Origin of the sequence: Sphingomonas sp. PvP018, from assembly GCF_017876865.1 — a bacterium.
GTDB lineage: Bacteria > Pseudomonadota > Alphaproteobacteria > Sphingomonadales > Sphingomonadaceae > Sphingomonas > Sphingomonas aerolata.
This window is the reverse complement of the sequence record NZ_JAGIOU010000001.1, coordinates 2,488,193-2,510,843: the sequence shown is the minus strand read 5'-3', so window position 1 is coordinate 2,510,843 and position 22,651 is coordinate 2,488,193. Positions and strand designations below refer to the sequence as shown.

Here is a 22,651-nt window from a genome sequence, read left to right as displayed (position 1 = left end):
GGCGCGGTCATGCGAAGACGCCGTGGAGATACCAGCGCGGGGTCTCGACCTCCGAGTACAGGCCGTGCCGGAAGATCCAGAAGCGCCGGCCGCGGCGATCCTCGACCCGGTAGTAATCGCGCGTCGGAATGTCCTGACGCCGCCACCATTCGCCTGCGATCCGTTCGGGGCCTTCGCTGTGCGCGACGTCGTGGACGGTGCGGCGCCAGCGGAACCGGTGCGGCGGACCGTCCGGAACCTCGGCCATCATCGATTCGATCGGGTGCGGGGGATCGAACAGATAGATCGGGCGCAGCGGCGGTTCGCCCGATTCAGGGGCGGCCCACGGCGCCGGGCGTGCACTGACCGCGGCGGCGTCCGCCGCCGGCAGCATCAGTTCGGCCTGTTCGGGGATATGGCTGTCGCGCGCCGCGAACCGCCTTACCCGTGCCCGACCGAGCCGCGTGCCGAGCTGGTCTACGAGTTGCGCCACGTTCCGGTTCTGGCCGTCCCGGTCCTGACCGTCTCCCTTCTGCCCGCCCTCCAGTTTCAGCTGCGTCGCATCCAGCCGTTCGGCGAGTGCAATATCGAGGCGGATCAGGTCATAGCCGAAGCCGGGGTCGAGCGGATCGGCGAGGCTGTCGATGCGTTCGCGGAACAGCCGCATCAGCACGGCGACGTCGCGCGTCGGCTGGCCCGTCTCGATCCGCAACCGCTGGACAAGCCCGTCGGCGCGAAACAGCCTCGCCTCCCAGCGCCTGCCACCCTCATGGCGTTCGGCGAGCTGGATTCCGGCCTCGGTGGCAAGCTCGGACAGGATCTCGAGCGCATAGTCGGTGCGCGCGATCGGTTCGGCAAAGCGGCGTTCGACGCCGATCCTCGCGATCGTCTGCCGCGGCACGATCGGCCCTTTCACCGATCCGTCGAGCCTGCGGATCATCATCGCGGCGTCTTCGCCGAATCGCGCCGCGATCACGCTGAGCGGGCGTGCCATCACGTCGCCCACCGTCTTCAACCCGGCGCGCGACAAGGCGGTCGTCGCATCGTCATCGAGGCCGAGTGCCGCAACCGGCAGGCGCTTCACCGCGCGGCGTTCGTCGGGGGCAGGCGCCCCGGCGAACCGCGCGAGCGCCCGCGCGGTATCCGGCGTGTCGCCAAAGGCATGTCGCACCAGCAGGCCGCGGCGGGCCAGCCGTTCCTCGAGATCTGCGGCAAGCCGGCGCTCACCCTCAAATTCATGGACGCAGCCCGCGATGTCGAGGATCAACCCGTCCGGGGCATCGAGCGCGACCGACGGGGTATAGCGCTGACATCCGTCCGCCAGCCGCTCGAGCCATTCGTGATCGGCATGCGGATCATGCTGATAGGTTTCGAGTCCGGGCACGCGCGCCCGCGCATCGGCAAGCGTCAGCCCGGGTTCGAGCCCGGCGCGAAGCGCTTCGCGGTCGAGCGACTTGAGCCGTACCCCGCCCGCAACCGTCTCGACGAACGCGATCGGTGCCTCAGCCCGTCCGACGAACAGATGGGGGCGCATCGTCCGCAGCCGCTCGATCGGCAACCATGGGAATACCAGCGCCAGATAGCGGCGCGGTATCGATGCCGGTTTCAATGTCGGGTTGGGGGAGGGCTTGTTCGAAGTCATACGCGTCACGATTCCACTCCACGCGCCAGCGCAGGCCGGCCTGGCCTCCGCGTCGACGCAGCAATTCGATATCGAAGGCCGGCTTGCCCGGGGCGTCCGCGTCCAGCGGTTGCGACCGGCACGATGTCACCTGCCATCGCGTCGCGGCGGCGCTGGGCACGGGGGCTGCGTCGATCCTGAGGCTGAGGATGGTCACGCCCGAGGTTTCGGCGGCCAGCATCAGCCGACGCGTCGCCGTCAGGTCGATGCTCGCCGCCCGACCCCAGGATTCGATGACCAGCGTTCCCAGCCCCTGGCATCGTGCGGCATCCGCGGCGGTGCGCAACAGGCTGGCCTCGTCATCGACCAGCGCGAGCACCAGCGACGAGACGTCGAGCCCCATTTCCACCAGACCGTTCGCATGGAGTCGCCCGCCCTGGCGCTCGCTCGCCTCGGTGCGCAGCCACAATAGCGGCACCGCTCGCGCCGCCAGAGTCGCGGCGACCGCGAAACCCGCGGCGCTGGCCGAATCGTCGACCGACGCGAAGATCTCGTGCAGCTGCGCCTTGGCCATGCCCTCGGTCATCCAGGCCTCGACCGCCCGGCCATCGCGCTGCGATGGCAGGCCGGTCGTCGCGATCCGCTTGAGGCGGGCGATCAGGGCGGTCGAGTCGTTCACAATTGTTCTTGTAATGTTCTATTGGGGGAGTCGCCAAGGACATTCTTCGCGATGATCGCTGCAAATTTTGCAAAGAAGGCGCTTGCCGGATCCGAAACCCCGGGCTAATAGCGCGCCTCACCCCGCCACCGTGTCGTTACTGACCGGCGGCACAGGCGCCAGAGCGGGCGTAGCTCAGGGGTAGAGCACAACCTTGCCAAGGTTGGGGTCGAGGGTTCGAATCCCTTCGCCCGCTCCAGTCGCTGCCTCGAACGGCAGCGACTTTTGCCGATCGGGTAATTCCAAGCCCCCACACCAGACCATCAGATCCTGTCATGCCGTGCGTACGGCATGCTTGATCTATGTATGTCCGACGATGACGATTTGTTGAGGCAGCCCTGACCGATAGCGACGTTGCGTTCCTATAAATTGGTCATCTACCGCTATATTCGGAGCCGTCCGTGTCCGTTGACCAAGTTTCGTCGCGTCTCGCATTCATGGAAATGGGAGCCGATCAGCAGGCGACCGTCGCTGCCGTCCGGCCCTTGATCGAATCCCTGATCGGCGGCGCGCTCGACAAATTCTACGACCGGGTCCGCAATCAACCCGAAACCTCGCCCTTCTTCCGCGATGCCGGCCACATGACTTCGGCCAAGTCGGCTCAGGCCAAGCACTGGATGAACATCGCGCGAGGGCAGTTCGACGCGAGCTTCTATGACAGCGTACGGCGGATCGGGACCGTTCACGCGCGGATCGGGCTCGAGCCACGATGGTATGTCGGCGCCTATGCGCTCGTTCTCGAAAATCTGCTTGCGGGGATCGGCCGCCACTACAGCCCCTGGCGGCGGCTGGTGAAGGGGCTCCGCACGCCGAGCGCGACCGATGCCAGCATCGCGATCGTCAAGGCGGCGCTGCTCGACATGGAATTGTCGCTGTCGATGTACATCGAGGAAGCCCAGGTTGAACGCAACGCGGCGATCACGACCATGGGCAAGGCGCTGAACGCTCTCGCCGCCGGGGATCTGTCGACGACGCTGACGGGGCTCCCGGCCAGCTTCGCGCCGCTCGAGGACAGCTATAACGACGCGCTCAACCAGTTGCGGACGCTGATCGGCGCGGTGTCCGAAAGCGCCACCGCGATCCGTACCGGATCGAACGAGATCGCGCAGGCGTCGGAGGATCTCGCCCGCCGGACCGAGAGCAATGCCGCGTCGCTCGAGGAGACCGCCGCGTCGGTAACTCAGATGGATGGCCGGCTTCGTGCTTCCGTGACCGCGGCCGGCCAGACCGTCGAACGCGCCGATCAGGCGATCGCGACGGTCGGGGGCGGTCGCACGGTGGCGGATCTGGCGGTTCAGGCGATGGGCCGTGTATCGGACAGCGCCAAGGGCATCGACAGCGTGATCGAGGGGCTGGACAAGATCGCCTTCCAGACGCGCGTCCTGGCGATGAACGCCGCGGTCGAGGCGGGAAGGGCCGGCGATGCGGGTCGCGGATTCGCGGTCGTCGCCGATCTGGTATCCGCGCTCGCCATGCGTGCGGAGGAAGAGGCCAAGCGCGCGCGCGACCAGCTGACGGTGACTCAGACCGACATCGTCACCGCGGTCGATGCCGTGACGAAGGTCGATGGCGCGCTCGCGGCGATATCGGACGACGTGGCGCAGGTTCACGCCCTGCTCGCCACCATGGCGCGGGACAATCAGGCACAGTCGGTCGCGATTACCGAGATTTCCGCGACGATCGGGACGATGGACCAGACGACGCAGCAAAATGCCGCGATGGTGGAGGAAACGTCGGCGGCGGCGCGCAACCTAGCCGCCGAGGTGGGCACGCTGGCCGACCAGGCCCGACGGTTCCGCACCAGCGATTCTCGCGCCGCCAGACCGCCGGTCGCACCTGCAAAACAGGATTATGGCCAGCCCGAAAGCTATACGTCGCCGGTCAAGCCGTTGCCGCCAGCCGCAATCCCGGCGATGGTTCGCCACGAGGACGACTGGAACTCCTTCTGACGCCCTGACAACTCCTAGGCGACAAGGCCTCGGCCGGTCGACCCGGCGGGGTGTCAGGGGGCGGGTACGGCGACCGGTGCCTCGCTCTGCGTCGAGGTCGCGACCGGTGGCAGCACCGGGGTGGTGACCACGATCGGGCTGGGCTGGGGCTGGCCCGCCTGGCCCATCAGCGCGGTGTTCTCGAGGATATCCAGCGCCTTGCGCGCGACGATGTAGCGGCGGGCGGCGTCCATCCAGTTGCTCGCCTGCGTCGCGCCGGGCAGGCGCTCGACCTCGGCGCGGGCCGCCTCGACCTGACCGGCCTCGAGCAGTCGACGCGCCCGTGCAAGGCGGTCGGCGGGCATGGGGGAGGCCATGCTTTCCTCGCGCAGCACGATCAGGTTGCTGAATTCGCGCCGCACGGTCTGCAACCAGCTGTCATTGGTCGTCCCGTTGGTGCTGGTGATCTGCGGCGCGATCGTATCGAGCCCCTGGCGCAGATCCTCGATCGTGACCGGCTGGTGCGCGGCCTGGATCACCGCGGCCGTGGCGCGCGGCTGGGCTCGACCGAAGCGCAGTCGCAGCTGCTCCTCGATATAGCCCAGTCCGACCCCACGATCGATCGCCCGACGCGCAGCGAACGCGACCATCAGGCCTTCCGCGCGGGTCGCCTGACCCCCGGCTGCCATCGCGTCGCTCGACACGGCCGCGGTCCGGGCCTCGAGCGCGGTGAGCTGGCCCGCCAGCGTCGCCTCGCGCGTCGCCAGCATTGCGGTGTCGACCCGCGGCTGTTCGCCATTGGCGTTGAGCGGTTGCGCGGGGGTGAAATCAGGATTGCCCGATGCCGCCGCGGCCGTGGTCGATCCAGCGGCCGTCAGACCGGTGCGCTGACCAAACCATGGCATCGTTTTCAGCGCATAGCCCATCGCCACCGATCCGGCGATAAAAGCCAGTCCGATCAATATGATGATAACACCCAGGCGGGGGCCGCGTGCCCGGGGACGCTCGATCGGCACGTGGTCGCTCATGACGCGCTTATCCCCGCGACGCGCGTCAGGGTCAATCGCGCGCTTTGCGGCGATCGTGACGAGCGCATCGTCGGTGGGAGTCTCCGCCACGACCAGCGCGTCCCAGCCGCTGCCCGCAGCGTCGGCCGCGGCGCGGCTGATCGCAGCGATCGTGATGCGCGACCGGTCGACGCCGGCCTGTGCGACATGCTCAGCGAACGCACGCGCGGCGCGGGGCGAATGGATCAGTACGAGCAGGTCTTCGTGCGGCGGCAACACGCTATCGCCGATCCCCAGCGCTTCACTCGCATAGACGGTGCACGCGACGACGCCCGGGCCGGTCGGCCTGCGGTCGCGGCCCGCCGGGTGGAACAGGCGGTCGAACCCCGATGCCCGCGCCGCGTCGATCGCGGCATCGACGTTGCTGGCGCCGGTCACCGCGACACTGAAGCCTGCGCGCCGGGCGGCGGCGGCGGTGGCGTCGCCGACCGCAATCACCGGCAGCGTCTTGAGCGTGTCGGGCAGGGCGCCATGGCGAACCGCGTTCGCGCTGGTCAGCAGAATGGCATCGAACGCGCCCAAGTCAGGCGGCGTCCAGGCGACGGGGACGACCGTGAACACCGGCATCGCCAGGGGCTCGAGCCCCAGTCCGCGAAGCTTGGCGCATGTGTCGGCATTGCCCGGTTCGGGGCGCAGCACGACGATGCGGGTCATGCGGCGAACAGGCGCCGGACGCTGGCGGGGGCGCGGGTCAGCAGATCGAGCGCGAGCGCGGTACCAAGATCTTCGTCGATCCCGCCTTCGATCGCGCCGGCGACGTCGCACGACCCGTCCTCGGCGATCAGTTCGCCGCGCAGCGTCAGCGTTTCGCCGGCGAGCGAGGCAAGCGCTGCCACCGGCGAATGGCAATCCGCTCCCAGCCGCGCGAGCAGCGCGCGTTCGGTCCGGACGCACAGACTGGTATCCACGTGATCGATCGCCGCGACGATCGCCTGTGCCGGCTTGCCTACCAGCGTCTCGATCCCGACCGCACCCTGGGCGGGTGCGGGCAGCATGATGTCGGTCGGGATGGCATGACCGATCGCCGTCCGCCCGAGACGATCGAGCCCGGCGGCGGCAAGCAGCGTCGCATCCATGTCGCCGGCCGCGACCCGCGCGAGCCGCGTATCGACGTTGCCGCGGATCAGCACGATGTCGAGATCGGGGCGCGATCGCAGCATCTGCGCGCGTCGCCGCGGCGAGCTGGTGCCGACGACCGCGCCCTGGCGCAGGTCGGCAAGCGTTTCCGCGCCGATCAGCCGGTCGCGCACGTCCGCGCGCGGCAGCATCGCGGCGATCTGCAGGGTCTGTGGGCGGATCGTCTCGACATCCTTCATCGAATGCACGGCGCAATCGATCTCGCCGTCGTGCAGCGCGCGATCGAGTTCCTTCGTCCACAGCGCCTTGCCGCCGATCTCGGCGAGCGCGCGATCCTGCACACGGTCGCCCGTGGTACGGATCACGACGGTCTCGATCCGATCCGGGGACCAGCCATGCGCGGCGCACAAGGCGTCGCGCACCATGCCTGCCTGCGCGAGGGCGAGAGGCGAGCCGCGCGTGCCGAGCCGAAAACTAGTCATGACGCCTGCATGCAGAAACGCGGCGCGTTCGACAAGCGTGAGGACAAGCCTTGTCCGGCGCGATAGGGATATGGGATGATCATTCTGGGTATCGAATCCTCCTGCGACGAAACCGCCGCCGCGCTCGTCACCGCCGATCGACAGGTGCTGGCGCACCGGTTGCTCGGGCAGGAGGCGGCGCATGCGCCGTTCGGCGGGGTCGTGCCTGAGATCGCGGCACGCGCGCATGTCGAGGCGCTCGAGCCGCTGATCGTTGCGGCCCTGGCCGATGCGGGGCTCAAGCTGGCCGATGTCGATGCGATCGCGGCGACGGCAGGACCGGGGCTGATCGGCGGAGTCATGGTCGGGCTCGTCACCGGCAAGGCGCTCGCGCACGCCGCGGGCAAGCCGTTGATCGCGGTCAACCATCTGGAAGGCCATGCGCTGTCGCCGCGGCTGTCCGATCCCGATCTCGCCTTCCCCTATCTCCTGTTGCTGGTGTCGGGCGGGCATTGCCAGTTGCTGCTGGTCGAAGGGGTCGGCGCCTATCGCCGACTCGCGACGACGATCGACGATGCCGCCGGTGAGGCGTTCGACAAGACCGCCAAGATTCTCGGCCTCGGCTTCCCCGGGGGGCCCGCGGTCGAGCGCGCCGCCGTGCTGGGTAATCCAAAGGCCGTGCCGCTGCCGCGCCCGCTCAAGGGTTCGGCCGAACCGCATTTCTCCTTTGCCGGTCTCAAAAGTGCGGTCGCGCGGGTCGTCGGGGACTATCCGCCGGAGGATATCGCCGCGTCGTTCCAGGCCGCGGTGGTAGATTGCCTTATCGACCGCACGACCAGGGCGCTGAACGGTCTGACGGTCACACCCACCGCGCTGGTCGTCGCGGGTGGGGTCGCGGCGAACGGCGCGGTCCGCGGCGCACTGCAGACGCTCGCCGCGACCCGCGGCCTGCGGTTCGTCGCGCCGCCGCTCTGGCTGTGCACGGACAATGCGGCGATGATCGCCTGGGCCGGGGCGGAGCGGTTCGCCGCCGGACTGACCGACCCGCTCGACACCGCGGCCCGCCCGCGCTGGCCGCTCGATCCCGACGCCGAGGCGGTACGCGGTGCAGGGGTGAAGGCATGAAGATCGGCGTCATCGGTGGCGGCGCCTGGGGCACCGCGCTGGCACAGGTCGCCGCGCATGAAGGTCGCGACGTGATCCTGTGGGCACGCGAGCCGGCCGTCGTCGACTCGATTAACGCGACTCATGCGAACGCGCTGTTCCTCGCCGGCGTCGCGCTGTCGCCGACGATCCGCGCGACCGGCGACCTTGGTGCGCTGGCGGACATGGACGCGATCCTCGTCGTCGCGCCGGCGCAGCATGTCGGCAGCGTGCTCGCCGCCGCGCCGATCGGCGGCATCCCACTGGTGCTGTGCGCCAAGGGGATCGAGGCGGGGAGCAAGCGGCTGGTCGGCGAGGTCGCGCGTGCGGTGCATCCCGACGCGCCGATCGCGGTGCTGTCGGGGCCGACCTTCGCGCATGAGGTGGCGGCGGGGCTGCCGACCGCGGTGACGCTCGCCTGCGAGGACGAGGCGCTTGGCGAGGCACTCGCGACCCGGCTCGCGGCGCGGCATTTCCGGACCTATGCGTCGACCGACGTCGCGGGTGCGGAGATTGGCGGGGCGGTGAAGAACGTGCTCGCGATCGGCTGCGGCGTGGTCGAAGGGGCCGGGCTTGGCCAGAATGCGCGTGCGGCGCTGATCGCGCGCGGCTTTGCCGAGATGACGCGGTTCGGGCTTGCGCGCGGCGCGCGCGCGGAGACGCTCGCCGGGCTGTCGGGGCTCGGCGACCTCGTGCTCACCTGTTCCTCGACGAGTTCGCGCAATTTCTCGCTCGGGGTGGGGCTCGGACGGGGCGAGGCGGCGGCCGCGTTGCTGGCTGATCGCCGCACGGTCGCGGAAGGCGCATTCACCGCCCCCGTGCTGGGCGAGGCCGCGCGTGACGCGGGCGTCGACATGCCGATCACCGAGGCCGTCTGCCGCCTGCTGGAAGGGACACCGGTTCGCGACGTGATCGGCGACCTCCTCGCGCGACCGCTCAAGGACGAGGCGGGCTGATTAGGAGGCGATTGCTTCATCCTCCCCCTGGCGGGGGAGGATCGGTTTAGCGCAGCACGCGCGCCGCGAGCCCCGAGCAATCCGCATCGCGCGCAGTCGGGCCCTGTTTTCCCGTGATCGCGCGGCCGATCGCCTTGAAGATGTTGCCGACCGACTTCACCTCGGGCGGGATCGTTACCGCCGGCCGCTCGATCGTGCCGGTCATATAGGCCGAGCCCGGCACGCGCAGCAGCGCATGCTGTTTCGGCGTGCCCGTCAGCCGGATGTTCAGCGTCTCGCCGGGAAACACCACGCTCCCCTGACCGCGCATCAGGCTGGCGGTCGTGTCGACGATCATCGGATCGATCCGACCATGGCCGCGCGTCACGTCGAGTTTCAGCACGACGCAGCGCAGCCCCGCGCGCTCGCCATCCTTCGCCAGCAGCGCGCGCGCCGCATCGAATCCCAGAGCCGCGGCGATTCCCTGCGGCAATTGCCCGTCACGCGCGACGAAACCGATCGTGCCGTTCGCATTGCCGACCGCCGCGCGGATCGTCGTGCCGGGCCCCCTCAGTCGTGCGCGCGCGCTGACATTGCCGCTGAACTCGCCGCCGCCGCCCGCGAGATCCTGCACGCTGCTGCCACGCAGCCGCAGGTTGATATCGACCATCGGCACCTTGCGGTCGCCGCGCTGGTCGACCGTCAGCTTCCCCTCGACCCGACCATGCGGCAATCGCGCGTCGAGGTCGCTGAGCGTCAGCAGCTGGTGGTCGATCGCCAGCACGCCCCTGGCGGACAGGATCGGCGACGCGCCCTTGGCGCTCACGATCCGCTTGATCCGGAACGCCATCCGCGCATCGGTGGTGTCGATCTTGCCGATATCGATCCGCGTGTTGGGCACGAGCCGCGGGCCGATTGCGCGTTCGAGCGCGGCCCCCTTCGCCTTCCCCTCGTCCGACGCCAGATCACCAAAATCAAACTGTCGCGATACGATCGCGCCGTCGACCTTGCTCCGGCCGGCCTGTTTGTCGACGCTGACATGCCCGGTGAAATCGGACCGTCCGACCACGCCCTTCAGCTGCGTGACGGTCCATTTCGGCTGGTCGTGGCGGACATGCGCGGAGAATGACACCGGCTGCGTGCGGAACAGCCCCGCCTCGATCACCGCGTCGATCAGCTTGAGGTCGGTCGCGCGTGCGGTCACGTCGAGCTCCATCGCGTCGGTGTCGAGCGGGTGGTCCATCCGGCCCTTCGCGGTGATCGAGAGCGCGTCGCCGTCGATCGACGCGGTGAACGGCCAGGGCTTGCCCTGGAACCGCTCGACCGAAGGCCCCGCCACGGCGATCCGCACCGCTGCACCGCGGATCGTGCCGTTGCCAGCCGCGCGGATGCCGTGCACCGGATCGGCGGTGAAGCGTGCCGTGACGAACCGGTCCTGCTTGTCGTCGCGATAGGCGATCACGCTGTCGCTGATCGTCAGCCCGTCGAGGTCGGTGGAGCTCCCGCCGCCCTTCGGCTTGCCCGGGCGTTCCCAATTGGTCCGGCCGTTCCTGTCGCGAACCAGCACAAGCCGCAGTCCGCGCGCCTTCAGGTCGCGCGGCCCGAACGCCCCTTTCAGCAGTGCGAGCCCGGAAAAGGTGGCTTCGGCCTCGCGCAGCCGGACGAAATCGCCCGTTCCGGCCCATTCCGCCTGCGGAATACGGACGTCGGTGATGCGGATCGTGGGGTTGAACCCGAACGTGTCGACGCGCTCGATCCCGCCGATCGTCACCGGCCGGCCGAACCGCGCGGTGAGCTGCCGCTGGATCACCCCCTTGAGCGACCCCCAGGGGAAGGCGGCGAGCACGATCAATCCCAGCACCACCACGCCAGCGACGACGATGCCGGTGATTTTCACCCAGCGTTTTGCGAAGAATCCCCTCATCCTACCGCGACGCGCCGCCGTGCGATACGTTCCGCGTGCGTCAGGACCGCTGCCGCAGATTTACCGACACAACCTCTGTCATTCCCGTGTAGGCGGGAATTCATAGGGGCGAAGCGTGCGGCCTCACCGCCGACAACCGGGAAGATGGATCCCCGCCTGCGCGGGGATGACGGATGTGGAGCAGCGCTGGATCAGGCCTCGAAACGACGAAGCGATCAGAAGTCGATCGCCATGCCCTTGAGTTCCCAGTCGCCATAGCGCGTCGGGTCGCGCGGTTCGGGGTCTTTGTCGGGCACGATCGGCTCGGGCTGTGGCACCGGTGTATCCTTTGACAGATAGGCGGGTGGCTTCACATGGTCGGGGCGCTGGCCCATCATGGCTCTCCGGATTGCGTGTTGGCGTCGTAACCGCCACATGGGGCGCGCCGTGCGACTTGCCAATGCAGCGCGCTGCACCCGAACGCGAAGGACCTTCTCATGCCCGACTATACCCACGCCCCCGAGCCGCTTGGCGTCCCCACCCGCCGCGCCGCGCTGCGCCTGCTCGATGCGGTGCTGCGTCGTGGCGAATCGCTCGAATCCGCGCTGCCCGCCGCGACCCGCGCGATCCACGGCCCCGATCGCGGGCTTGCGCATGCGATCGCCGCCGAGACGCTGCGCCGGCTCCCCGATCTCGACGCGATGATCGATTCGGTCACCAAGACCAATCTGCCCGACGATGCAAAGGCGCGGATGGCGCTGCGGATCGCGCTCGTCCAGGTGCTGATCCTGGGCACGCCGTCGCACGCCGCGATCTCGACCGTCCTGCCGCTGGTCGATGGTGGCCCGCGCAAGCTCGTCCACGGCGTGTTCGGGACGCTGTTCCGCGCCAACATGCTGCTGCCCGAGGTGCCGACGCTGCCCGCTCCGGTCGAGCTGCGCTGGGAAGCCGCGTGGGGCGAGGAGATGGTCGACGATGCGGGCCGTGCGATCGCCGCACCGCCGCCGCTCGACCTGACGATCGCCGATCCCGCCGAAACCGAAGGCTGGCGCGAAAAGCTTGGCGGCGAGAGCTTCATGCCCGGGCATCTGCGGCTGGGCGATCACGCCTCGGTTCCCGACATGGAGGGCTTTGGCGACGGCGCCTGGTGGGTGCAGGACATCGCCGCCTCACTGCCCGCGCGCTTGCTGGGCAAGGGGGGGGGCCATGTCCTCGATCTGTGCGCGGCACCCGGCGGCAAGACGCTGCAGCTCGCTTCGGCGGGCTGGACCGTCACCTCGGTCGACAATTCGCAGAGCCGGATCAAGCGGCTGCGCGAGAATCTCTACCGGACGCATCTGAAGGCCGAGGTCGTCAACGCCGACCTCCTCGAATGGGCGCCCGCCGAGCCCGCCGACGCGATCCTCATCGACGCGCCGTGCAGCGCGACCGGCATCTTCCGCCGCCACCCCGACGTGCTCCACCGCGTCCGCCCCTCGATCATCGCCGAGACCGCGGCGCTGCAGGCGCGGATCTTCGCGCGCGCGGCCGACTGGGTGAAGCCCGGCGGCACGCTCGTCTACGCCACCTGCTCGCTCGAACCGTCGGAAGGCGAGGCGCAGCTCGACGCGTTCCTGTCTGCGCGCAGCGACTATTCGATCGTGCCGGTCGACCAGGCCGAGCTCCCCGCCGGGATCACGCCGACCGACACCGGCACCGTCCGCACGCTGCCGGGCATGCTCGCCGAACAAGGCGGTTGCGACGGCTTCTTCATCACCCGTCTGAAGCGCGCCTGATCATTCCTCCCCCGCTTTGGGGGAGGATTGAAGGCCTTCGCACCACGTGAATCCCCCGCTAGGACAAATTCATGCAACCCGTCCGCATCGCCCCCTCGATCCTGTCCGCCGACTTCGCCAAACTGGGTGAGGAGGTCCGCGCCATCGATGCGGCCGGCGCCGACTGGATCCATATCGACGTCATGGACGGGCATTTCGTGCCCAACATCTCGTTCGGCCCCGCGGTCATGAAGTCGGTGCGCGGCGTCACCGCCAAGCCGTTCGACGTCCATCTGATGATCGCCCCCGTCGATGCGTATCTCGATGCGTTCGCGGAGGCCGGCGCGGACTGCATCACCGTGCATTACGAGGCCAGCCCGCACATCCACCGCTCGCTCCAGCACATCAAGTCGCTCGGCAAGCGCGCGGGTGTCGTGATCTGCCCCGGTACGCCGGCGAAGATGCTCGATTACCTGCTCGACATGGTCGACCTCGTGCTCGTGATGAGCGTCAATCCCGGGTTTGGCGGGCAGAGCTTCATCCCCAGCCAGCTCAAGAAGATCACCGCGATCCGGACGATGATCGAGAAGAGCGGTCGCGTGATCGATCTCGAGGTCGATGGCGGTGTCGACGCCGAATGGGCGAAGCGCTGCATCGATGCGGGTGCGGACGCGCTGGTCGCGGGGACGTCGGTGTTTCGCGGGGGGCCGGCACAGTATGCCGCCAACATCGCGGCATTGAGGGGCGATTGACCGACCAGCCCGATCCCGTGACCGATCCAATGCTCGACGGTATCGACGAAGGACGTCGCCTGATCCGGCTTGGCGGCGACAACGGGCTGTCGCTCGCCGATCGGCTGGCGGAGCGCTTTCACCGCCTGACCTGGCGTACGCCGCTCCATGCCTTGCGGCTTAAGGGGCGCTATCCGCTCAAGCTGATCGCAGTCCCCGAGGATCCGGTGCTCGGCGACATCCCGCGGGGCACGATGCTGCTCGAGGGCCTGCTGTCGTTCCGTGGCGAGGTGAGCGATATCGAGACGCTCGATCTGGCAAAGCCGTTGCCCGGTCCCTTTGCCGACTATTTCCACAGCTTTGCCTGGCTGCGCGACCTGTCGACCGTCGCAACCCGCGCACGCGGGGCACCGATCGCTGAATATCTCATGGGGCTGTGGCTGACCGCCTATGCCGACACGCCGGGCGGGATCGCGTGGCGGCCGGACCTCTGGGGCAGGCGGATCCTGTTCTGGACCGCGCATGCGCCGCTGATCCTGTCGTCGTCTGACCTCGTTTACCGCTCGAAGGTGCTGAACGCACTTGCGCGGGGCGCGCTGCACCTCGATCGAAGCGCGGACAAGGTGCCCGCAGGCGCACCGCGGATCGCGGCATGGTGCGGCGTCGTTGCCGCCGGGCTGCTGATCCCGGGCGGTGACCCGCGCCGTGCGTTCGGTGAGGCCGGGCTGCTGCGCGCGCTCGGCACCGGATTGTTCGACGATGGCGGCTCGGTTTCGCGCAGCCCGGCGATGCTGCTCGACTCGATACAGCTTCTGACGCTGCTCCAGGACAGCTATCTGGCGCGCAACCTGGCCTTGCCCGAACCCGTCGCGACGACGCTCACCAGGATGGTCGCGGCACTGCTCGGCGTGACGCATGGCGATCTCGGGCTGTCGAGCTGGCAGGGCGGGGGCCCCGCAAGCGAGACCCAAGTTGCCGCGGTGATCGAGGCGAGCGGCGTCCGGACCCGGCCGCTCCGCCAGGCGCGCGACTGGGGCTATCAGCGGCTGGCGGCGGCCTCCTCGGTGCTGATCGTCGACGCCGCGCCGCCACCCGTCGCACGCCTGGTCGAAGGCGGGTGCGCTTCGACGCTCGCGTTCGAATTCTCCGATGGCCCGGCGCGGCTCGTCGTCAATTGCGGCGGCGCACGGGCAGGAATCGCGCAATTGCCGCCCGCGATGGTCGAAGGTCTGCGGTCTACCGCCGCGCATTCGACGCTGACGATCGCCGACAGCAATTCGACCGCGATCCACGCCGACGGGACGCTCGGCCGCGGCGTTGCCGAAGTCGAGCTGAGCCGGCAGGAATCGGAGGCAGCGAGCCGGATCGAAGCGAGCCATGACGGCTATGTCCGGCGCTGGGGCTTTGTGCACCGCCGCCAGCTGATGCTGACCGGCGACGGCCGTGAATTACGGGGCGAAGACGCGCTGTTGCCCAAGGGCAGCAAGCGGCGCCTGGGCCTTTCGCTGTTCGCGATCCGCTTCCATCTGGGCGCGGGGGTGCAGGTGTCGCCGACCGCGGACGGTCTGGGCGCAATCCTCCGCCTGCCGGGCGGCGCGATCTGGCAGTTCCGCTGCCGCGGCGGCGCGCTGGTGGTCGAGGACAGCGTCTGGATCGACGCGGACGGCCGCCCGGTCGCGACGCAGCAACTGATGATCACCGGCGAGGCCGCGGCGGGCGGCGCCAGCGTGAGCTGGGCACTGAAAAAGGCCTGACACTTTCTCCGGCCAGATCACGACCCAATGGTCTTTTCATTCCCACACACTGCCACCTCCCCGGCGAAGGCCGGGGTCCAGTTGCGAGACGGTGCTGACAGGGGACAGCGCGTCGTTACGACGGCCTTTCCAACTGGACCCCGGCCTTCGCCGGGGAGGTGCTTCCTTTCGCGATGACTCGTCGAGACGCCACCTTTGAAGATCGCCGCGTTCCCGCACGCCCCCTGTTCCCCAACGTCAACCGACGCTAAGGCCCGCCGCACGGCGAAACCCGGATCACGAAAGACCTGTCATGACCAGCATCCCGATAAAGCGCGCACTCCTGTCCGTCTCCGACAAGACCGGGATCGTCGATCTCGGCACCGCGCTTGCGAGCCACGGTGTCGAGCTGGTGTCGACCGGCGGTACCGCCACCGCGCTGCGGGCGGCAGGCCTCACGGTGCGCGACGTGTCGGAGCTGACCGGCTTTCCCGAGATGATGGACGGCCGCGTGAAGACGCTGCACCCGATGGTCCATGGCGGGCTGCTCGCGGTGCGCGACGATGCGGGGCATGCCGCGTCGATGGAGGAGCACCAGATCGGCGCGATCGACCTCGTGATCGTCAATCTCTACCCGTTCGAGGCGACCGTCGCCAAGGGCGCGGACCGCGATACCGTGATCGAGAATATCGACATCGGCGGCCCCAGCATGGTGCGCTCGGCCGCCAAGAACCACGCCTATGTCGCGATCGTCACCGATCCCGCGGACTATGCGCTGGTCGCGGGCGGCAGCACGACGCTCGACGACCGCAAGCGCCTCGCCGCCAAGGCATTCGCGACCACGGCCGCCTATGACTCGGCGATCGCGACCTGGTTCGGCACGGTCGACCAGGGCGAGCAGTTTCCGGCCACGCTGCCGATCACGCTCAAGCGCGGCGATGCGCTCCGCTATGGTGAGAACCCGCACCAGTCGGGGGCCTTCTACACCGCGACCGATGGTGTCCGCGGCATCGGCCAGGCGCGTCAGGTGCAGGGCAAGGCGCTGAGCTACAACAATCTCAACGACGCGGACGCCGCGCTCGAGCTCGTCGCCGAGTTCCGCGATGCCGCCCCCTCGGTCGTCATCGTCAAGCACGCCAATCCGTGCGGCGTTGCGACCGCCGCGACGCTCGAGGAGGCCTATGCCGCGGCGTTCGCCTGCGACACGGTGTCGGCATTCGGCGGGATCATCGCGGTCAACCGCCGCCTCGATGTCGAGACCGCGCGCGCGATCACCGGCATCTTCACCGAAGTCGTCGTCGCACCCGATGCCGATGAGGAGGCGATCGCGTTGTTCGCCGCGAAGAAGAATCTGCGTCTGCTTCTGACCGGCGACCTGCCCGATGCAGCGCGCGCAGGGCTCACCGCCAAGTCGATCGCGGGTGGCTGGCTCGTCCAGGGGCGCGACAACGGCACGCCCGGCGAATTGCAGGTGGTGACGAAGCGCCAGCCCACGCCGCAGGAACTCGTCGACTGCCGCTTCGCCTGGACCGTCGCCAAGCACACCAAGTCGAACGCGATCGTCTATGCCAAGGACGGCAGCACCGCGGGCATCGGCGCGGGGCAGATGAACCGCCTCGAATCCGCGCGGATCGCCGCGTGGAAGGCCAAGGATGCGGCGGACAAGGCGGGCTGGGCGGCGCCGCGGACGATCGGCTCGGCGGTTGCCTCCGACGCGTTCTTCCCGTTTGCCGACGGGCTGCTCGCGGCGGTCGAGGCAGGCGCGACCGCGGTGATCCAGCCGGGCGGGTCGATCCGCGATGCCGACGTGATCGCGGCGGCGGACGAGGCGGGGCTGGCGATGGTGTTTACCGGGATGCGCCACTTCCGCCATTGATCGCCGGCGGCCCCCCGGCTTCGGGGGGCCGGATCAGCGGACCGGCGACCCGCTCCGCGGCAGCGTCGCTTCGCTGGGCTCGGGGGTCTTGGCGAACAGGGCGCGGTCGGCTGGCCCGAACGCCCATTTCCAGAGGATGAAGAGATAGGTCGCGGCGATCGCCGGCTCGCCGACCGCGAGTTCGACCCATTCGAGCCGTTTGGGCAGCGCGGTAAAGCCCGCGCCCACGACGATCGCGGCAAGCGCCGCCCAGACCAGCGGCCAGCGCCACGGCGAGACGCTCGCGCCGAGCAGGCTTCCCAGCAGCCGCGACTTGATCACCGAGGTCAGCGCGACCGAGATCATGAGCGCGATCGCGGGCCCTGCGGCCTGATAATTGACCGGATAGCCGAGGCGGCGGATCGCGAAGATCAGCGCGAAGCTGAGGCCGATCTGGAAGGCGAGCATCACCGCCGAGATCATCAGATTGCGGTGCCGCGCGATATAGACGAGCGCGGATTCACTGACCGCGCCGCTTGAGGCAAGGAATTCCGCGGTCAGCAGGAAGGCGAGCGCAGCGGTGCCAGCGACGAATTGCGGGCCGACCACGCCCATCACCGCCTCGCCGGGAATCGAGCCCATCAGCGCGAGGCCACCCTGTGCCGCCATGATCCAGAACGCGACCTGCCGGACCTGGTTGGCGATCGCCGCGCGGTCGTTGATCGCCAGGCTCTGCGTGATGACGGGGCCGAGGATCGGGTCGAAGCTCGTCTTGAGCTTCTGCGGCAGGCTCGCGACCTGTTGCGCCATATAATAGATGCCGACGACCTTGGGCTCGAACATCACGCCGAGGATGAAGCGGTCGACGTTGCGGCTGCCCCATTCAAGGATGTCCGCGCCCGCCAGCGGCACATTGGCGCGGGCGAGCGCGTAGAGCGGGCGCAGATGCGGCGACCAGCCGCGCGGCAGCCCGTAGCTGCGCACGAACGGCACGAGGCTGGCGATCAGCGCCGCGGTCATCGACGCGACATAGCTGAGCACGAGCCCGTCGCGGATCGTGAAATAGGAAAAGGCCCAGGCGGCGATCGAGATCGTCCACGGCTCGACCACCGCGCGCGCAGTGACCGCGGCCTTGACGTTCAGCCGATAGGCGAGTGCCGCCAGGCTGACGTCGGACCAGGCGACCGCGACGATGATGAGCGGCAAAAACCGGTCGAGCCCGGTGATCGCCGTATTGGGGTACATGATCTCGGGGAAGGTGAAGAGCACTGCGCTCGCGATCAGCGACGCGACGAACGCCACCGCCATCGCATCCCACACGACATAGGCATGCGGCCGCTCGGTGCTGCTCAGCGCCTGTGCAAGACCGCGCTTGAGGCCGAGCGTCGCCAGCAGCGCGGCGAGTTCGACCACCACGACCGCGATCGCGAACCGGCCGACCAGGTCCGGGCCGTAGATGCGGCCCGCGATGAACAGGAACGGGATGCGCGCGGCGAGGCGGAGGACGAAGCCCGCAATGTTGGTCCGACCGCCCTTGGCGAGCGTGTCGATATCCTTGGTCGATTCGGTCACGGGCGACCGCCGCTGGTGCGCCGCGCCGCGGCAAAGCCGCGTCGTTGGCCGGAGCAAGCGCTCCGCCGGCCGCGCTTGTGCGAGTCAGCCGGGCGCGGCCGGCTGCCGCCCTGCGCGATCAATGCGCTGCGCCCCAGCTCAGGCCGGTGCCGATCTCGATCCCCAGCGGCACGTCGAGCGTCACCGCCGGCTCGGCCGCGGTCGCCATGACGCGTTCGATCACGGGCTTGGCCGCCTCGACATCGCCTTCGGGCAGTTCGAACACGAGTTCGTCGTGGACCTGAAGCAGCATGCGCACATTCGGCAACCCGGCCTCGAGCAGTGCCGGGCCCATGCGGACCATCGCGCGCTTGATGATGTCCGCGCTCGTCCCCTGAATCGGCGCGTTGATCGCTGCGCGCTCGGCGCCCTGGCGTTCGTGCTGGATCTTCGAGCGGATCCGCGGGAAATGCGTCTTGCGGCCGAACAGCGTCGTCGTGAACCCGGTCGCGCGGACGCTTTCGGTGGTGTCGACGATGTAGCTCGAGATGCCGGGGAAGCGATCGAAATAGCGGTCGATCATCGCCTGCGCCTCGTCCGCGGACACGTCGAGCCGGCCGGCGAGCCCCCAGCGCGAAATGCCGTAGAGGATCGCGAAGTTGATCGTCTTGGCGCGACCGCGCGTGTCGCGGTTGACCTCGCCGAACAGCTCCTGCGCGGTCAGGCTGTGGATGTCGTCGCCGTTCGCGAACGCCTGCTTCAGCGCGGGGACGTTGGCCATGTGCGCGGCCAGCCGCAGCTCGATCTGCGAGTAATCGGCGGCGAGGATCACGTTGCCGGGCTCCGCCACGAACGCGTCACGGATCTGGCGGCCGATCTCGGTGCGGATCGGGATGTTCTGCAGGTTGGGATCGGTCGACGACAGCCGCCCGGTCTGCGCGCCGGTCAGCGAGTAGGACGTGTGGACGCGGCCCGTCGCCGGGTTGATCTGCGCCTGCAACGCATCGGTATAGGTGGATTTAAGCTTCGAGAGCTGGCGCCAGTCGAGCACCTTGCGCGCGATCACCGCGCCGGGCGAATCCTTGTCCGCGGCGATCCGCTCGAGTTCGGTGACGTCGGTCGAATAGACCCCGGACTTGCCCTTGCGGCCGCCCTTGATGCCCATCTTCTCGAACAGCACGTCGCCGAGCTGCTTGGGGCTGCCGATCGTGAACGGCGCGCCGGCGAGCGCGTGAATCTCGGTTTCCAGGCTCGCCATCTGGGCGGCGAACTCGGTCGACAGCTTCGACAGCTTCGCCGCGTCGACCTTGATCCCGTGCATCTCCATCTGCGCGATGACGGGGACGAGCGGGCGGTCGACCATCTCGTAGACGCGCGTCGAGCCCTCGGCGGGCAGGCGGCGCTTGAACCGCCGCCACAGGCGCAGCGTCACGTCCGCGTCCTCCGCGGCATAATGGGTCGCGGCCTTGAGGTCGATTTCGTTGAAGCTGCGCTGCGACTTGCCGGTGCCGACCACGTCCTTGAACGCGATGCAGGTGTGCGAAAGGTGCGTCGCGGCAAGCTCGTCCATGCCGTGGCCGTGAAGCCCCGCGTCGAGATCGAAGCTCATCAGGATCGTGTCGTCGAACGGCGCGATCGTCACGCCACCGGTGGCCGCATAGGCGCGGGCCAGCACGATCATGTCGTATTTGAGATTATGGCCGATCTTGAGGATGCTCGGATCTTCCAGCAGCGGCTTCATCTTCGCGAGCACGACCGCGCGGTCGATCTGGACCGGGTTTTCCGCGAGCAGGTCCGTGCCGCCATGCGCGATGGGCACGTAGCAGGCGAGGTTCGGATGCAGCGCGAGGCTGATCCCAACCAAGTCCGCGCGCGTCGCGTCGATCCCGGTCGTCTCGGTGTCGATCGCGATCCAGCCCTGATGCTTCGCCAGCGTGATCCAGCGGTCGAGCGCCGCCTCGTCGACGACGGTCTCGTAATCGTCATGCTTGCATGGCTCGTCCGCGTCCATGTCCGCGACGACGGTCGACTCGGCGACCGGTGCTTCGGCGACGGCGGACAATTTGGCGATCAGCGACTTGAAGCCGTGATGATCAAGGAACGCGCGCAAGGGGGCGTCGGGGATACCCTTGAGCTCGAGATCCTCGAGCGGCTCGGGCAGCGCGACGTCGCATCGGAGCGTGACCAGCACCTTCGACAGCCGCGCCATCTCGGCATGCTCGATCAGATTGTCGCGCAGCTTGCCCTTCTTCATGCCCTCGGCGGCGGCGAGCACCGATTCGAGATCGCCATGTTCGAGGATCAGCTTAGCAGCGGTCTTCGGGCCGACGCCGGGAACGCCCGGCACATTGTCGACGCTGTCGCCCATCAGCGCGAGCACGTCGCCGAGCTGCGATGGCGTGACGCCGTGGAATTTCTCCGCGACATGCTCCGCACCCAGCCGGCGGTTGTTCATCGTGTCGTACATGTCGAGCCCGGGCTCGATCAGCTGCATCAGGTCCTTGTCCGACGAGACGATCGTGACCGACCAGCCCTGCGCCAGCGCCGCCTTCGAATAACAGGCGATGATGTCGTCGGCCTCGAGCCCCTCGGTCTCGATGCACGGCAGCGAGAAGGCGCGCGTCGCGTCGCGGATCATCGGGAACTGGGGGACGAGATCCTCGGGCGGGGGAGGACGCTGTGCCTTGTACTTGTCGTAGAGATCGTTGCGGAACGTCTTCGACGACTTGTCGAGAATGACCGCCATGTGCGTCGGGCCATCGGCCGCGTGGACCTCGTCCGCGAGCTTCCACAGCATCGTGGTATAGCCGTACACCGCGCCGACCGGCTCGCCATGCTTGTTGGTAAGCGGCGGCAGCCGGTGATAGGCGCGGAAGATATAGCCGGAGCCGTCGACGAGATAGAGATGGGGCATCGCGCGCGGTCTAGCGGATGCGCGCGCGCGGACCAATGGGCGAAGCGTGGTTGTTGGGTATCAGGTGTGAGGAAAATCTCAGACCGACGGGCGGGCGCCACCGGCATGCGCGGCGACCGCGGCGGCGACCGCCTGGATCAGCATCTGGCGTTCGCGGATCGGCCGCAGCGTGTCGCCGATCATCACCGCGATTGCATAGCGCTTGCCGTCGGGCGCTGTCAGGAGCCCGACATCGTTGAAACCGGCGTTGCGGGGACCGAGATCCTGGCCGGTGCCCGTCTTGTGCGCGATCCGCCACCCCGCGGGCAGCGCGGCGCGCAACCGCGCGCGGCCGGTGACCGACGCGCCCATCGTGTCGAGCAGCACCTGGGTCGAGCTGGCGCTGAGCAATTCGCCCCGCGCGAGCCGGGCGAGCGCGTCCGCGATCGCGATCGGCGCGGCGCCATCGGGCGGATTGGCGACATAGGCGTCGAGTGCGGCGGCGCGGATCTGCGGATCGAGCCGTGCGCGGGCGACCGCAAACGCGTTGCCGAGCGCATAGGCGGGTTGCCAGACGAGCCCCGCCGTCCCGCTTTGCAACAGCCGCTCGCCCGGACCGAAGCGGATCTCGCCCAGCTGTTTGCGCAGGATCATGCCGCGCACCGCGCGCGGGCCGCCGACATAGCTCAGCAGCCGGTCGTTCGCGGTATTGTCGCTATGCGTCAGCGCACGCCTGAGCAATTCGCCGACGGTGGTGTGATAGCCGTCGCCGGTGACGAGCATCGCGATCGGCTGATGGAACAGCGTCAGATCCTCCGCGCGGACGACGACCGGATCCTCGAGCTTGGCCTTGCCTTGGTCGCGCAGGTCAAGCAGCGTGATCGCGACCCAGAGCTTGCTGACCGATTGCTGCGGGAGGCGCTGGCGCCCGCCGGCCTCGACCGTCCAGCCCTCGTCCACCGCGCGGATTGCAATCCCCGCCTTGCCCGCAAAATCATGATGCAAGGCGTCGATCGCGGTGACCAGCGGAGCGGGCGCGGCACGGGTGGCGCGTGCGGTGGGTAATGGGACCGGGATCGATACGCTGGTGGTCCCATCGCCCTGCGGCGCGGCGCCGGTCGCCCCGGGGCGTGACGTCGAGCCACAGCCGGTCAGCGCGAGCGCGATGCCGCCGGTCACGAAAAGACGCGCGAACCTGCCAAATGCCATGGGTGTCGGATATCCTGCGATAGCGCTACGATCCTGATACGGTCCGGACTGCCGCGATACGCCCCGCGCGCCTGGCTGCGACGAACTGCACAT

General features: G+C 68.7%; 16 protein-coding genes and 1 tRNA gene. 8 read left to right on the top strand and 9 right to left on the bottom strand.

The window, feature by feature from the left end; translation table 11 throughout:
- Nucleotides 1–7: 7 nt before the first annotated feature.
- Both J3A66_RS10945 and J3A66_RS19275 read right to left on the bottom strand, forming a co-directional pair.
- A complete protein-coding gene (locus J3A66_RS10945) occupies nt 8–1,513 on the bottom strand; it encodes a DNA polymerase Y family protein (RefSeq protein ID WP_245337034.1) in 1,506 nt (501 codons plus the stop codon).
- Nucleotides 1,482–2,279, bottom strand: a complete 798-nt coding sequence (locus J3A66_RS19275) for a hypothetical protein (RefSeq protein ID WP_348634036.1) — start codon at nt 2,277–2,279, stop codon at nt 1,482–1,484. Before J3A66_RS19275 ends, J3A66_RS10945 begins: the two co-directional genes overlap by 32 nt.
- A gap of 163 nt (nt 2,280–2,442) precedes the next feature.
- On the opposite strand from J3A66_RS19275, the gene J3A66_RS10940 reads away from it, so the two are divergent.
- Both J3A66_RS10940 and J3A66_RS10935 read left to right on the top strand, forming a co-directional pair.
- Nucleotides 2,443–2,517: transfer RNA gene (locus J3A66_RS10940), tRNA-Gly, on the top strand.
- A 202-nt stretch (nt 2,518–2,719) separates the two neighbouring features.
- Nucleotides 2,720–4,267, top strand: coding sequence for a globin-coupled sensor protein (locus J3A66_RS10935; protein ID WP_348634035.1), 1,548 nt, complete (start codon nt 2,720–2,722; stop codon nt 4,265–4,267).
- Between the two features lie 53 nt (nt 4,268–4,320).
- Here the strand turns inward: J3A66_RS10935 and J3A66_RS10930 are convergent, their stop codons facing one another.
- Together J3A66_RS10930 and hemC are read right to left on the bottom strand one after the other, a co-directional pair.
- Complete coding sequence (locus J3A66_RS10930) at nt 4,321–5,967, bottom strand: uroporphyrinogen-III synthase (protein WP_209568896.1); 1,647 nt, start codon at nt 5,965–5,967, stop codon at nt 4,321–4,323.
- Entirely contained in the window at nt 5,964–6,872 is a 909-nt protein-coding gene (gene hemC / locus J3A66_RS10925; RefSeq protein WP_192069341.1) for a hydroxymethylbilane synthase, read from the bottom strand. Before hemC ends, J3A66_RS10930 begins: the two co-directional genes overlap by 4 nt.
- A gap of 75 nt (nt 6,873–6,947) precedes the next feature.
- Here hemC and tsaD point away from each other — a divergent pair, with 75 nt between their 5' ends.
- Nucleotides 6,948–7,976 (top strand): tRNA (adenosine(37)-N6)-threonylcarbamoyltransferase complex transferase subunit TsaD, encoded by a 1,029-nt coding sequence (tsaD, locus tag J3A66_RS10920; protein WP_209568894.1) that lies wholly within the window; start codon nt 6,948–6,950, stop codon nt 7,974–7,976.
- Nucleotides 7,973–8,950, top strand: a complete 978-nt coding sequence (locus tag J3A66_RS10915) for an NAD(P)H-dependent glycerol-3-phosphate dehydrogenase (RefSeq protein WP_209568891.1) — start codon at nt 7,973–7,975, stop codon at nt 8,948–8,950. The genes tsaD and J3A66_RS10915 overlap by 4 nt, the downstream gene beginning before the upstream one ends.
- 46 nt (nt 8,951–8,996) lie before the next feature.
- On the opposite strand, the gene J3A66_RS10910 is transcribed toward J3A66_RS10915, so the two are convergent.
- Together J3A66_RS10910 and J3A66_RS10905 are read right to left on the bottom strand one after the other, a co-directional pair.
- Nucleotides 8,997–10,826, bottom strand: coding sequence for an AsmA family protein (locus J3A66_RS10910; protein ID WP_348634034.1), 1,830 nt, complete (start codon nt 10,824–10,826; stop codon nt 8,997–8,999).
- 242 nt (nt 10,827–11,068) lie between these two features.
- Nucleotides 11,069–11,227 carry a DUF1674 domain-containing protein gene (locus tag J3A66_RS10905; RefSeq protein WP_081874308.1) on the bottom strand — a complete coding sequence of 53 codons (159 nt, stop codon included), beginning with the start codon at nt 11,225–11,227 and terminating at the stop codon, nt 11,069–11,071.
- A 102-nt stretch (nt 11,228–11,329) separates the two neighbouring features.
- On the opposite strand from J3A66_RS10905, the gene J3A66_RS10900 reads away from it, so the two are divergent.
- From J3A66_RS10900 to purH, 4 genes are all read left to right on the top strand, one after another.
- Nucleotides 11,330–12,607, top strand: coding sequence for a transcription antitermination factor NusB (locus J3A66_RS10900; protein WP_209568887.1), 1,278 nt, complete (start codon nt 11,330–11,332; stop codon nt 12,605–12,607).
- Between the two features lie 71 nt (nt 12,608–12,678).
- Nucleotides 12,679–13,338 (top strand): ribulose-phosphate 3-epimerase, encoded by a 660-nt coding sequence (rpe, locus tag J3A66_RS10895; protein WP_209568885.1) that lies wholly within the window; start codon nt 12,679–12,681, stop codon nt 13,336–13,338.
- A 29-nt stretch (nt 13,339–13,367) separates the two neighbouring features.
- The gene (locus J3A66_RS10890) at nt 13,368–15,071 is read left to right on the top strand and encodes a heparinase II/III family protein (protein WP_209570474.1); all 1,704 of its coding nucleotides are present in this window, start codon (nt 13,368–13,370) and stop codon (nt 15,069–15,071) included.
- Nucleotides 15,072–15,363: 292 nt separating this feature from the next.
- Nucleotides 15,364–16,926: a bifunctional phosphoribosylaminoimidazolecarboxamide formyltransferase/IMP cyclohydrolase gene (gene purH, locus J3A66_RS10885; RefSeq protein ID WP_209568883.1), complete on the top strand. Its 1,563-nt coding sequence runs from the start codon at nt 15,364–15,366 to the stop codon at nt 16,924–16,926.
- 33 nt (nt 16,927–16,959) lie between these two features.
- On the opposite strand, the gene J3A66_RS10880 is transcribed toward purH, so the two are convergent.
- The 3 genes from J3A66_RS10880 to J3A66_RS10870 form a co-directional block, all read right to left on the bottom strand.
- Complete coding sequence (locus J3A66_RS10880) at nt 16,960–18,477, bottom strand: oligosaccharide flippase family protein (protein ID WP_209568881.1); 1,518 nt, start codon at nt 18,475–18,477, stop codon at nt 16,960–16,962.
- Between the two features lie 118 nt (nt 18,478–18,595).
- The gene (gene polA / locus J3A66_RS10875) at nt 18,596–21,370 is read right to left on the bottom strand and encodes a DNA polymerase I (RefSeq protein ID WP_209568879.1); all 2,775 of its coding nucleotides are present in this window, start codon (nt 21,368–21,370) and stop codon (nt 18,596–18,598) included.
- A 78-nt stretch (nt 21,371–21,448) separates the two neighbouring features.
- Nucleotides 21,449–22,558, bottom strand: a complete 1,110-nt coding sequence (locus J3A66_RS10870; protein ID WP_208403503.1) for a serine hydrolase — start codon at nt 22,556–22,558, stop codon at nt 21,449–21,451.
- Between the last annotated feature and the right edge of the window lie 93 nt (nt 22,559–22,651).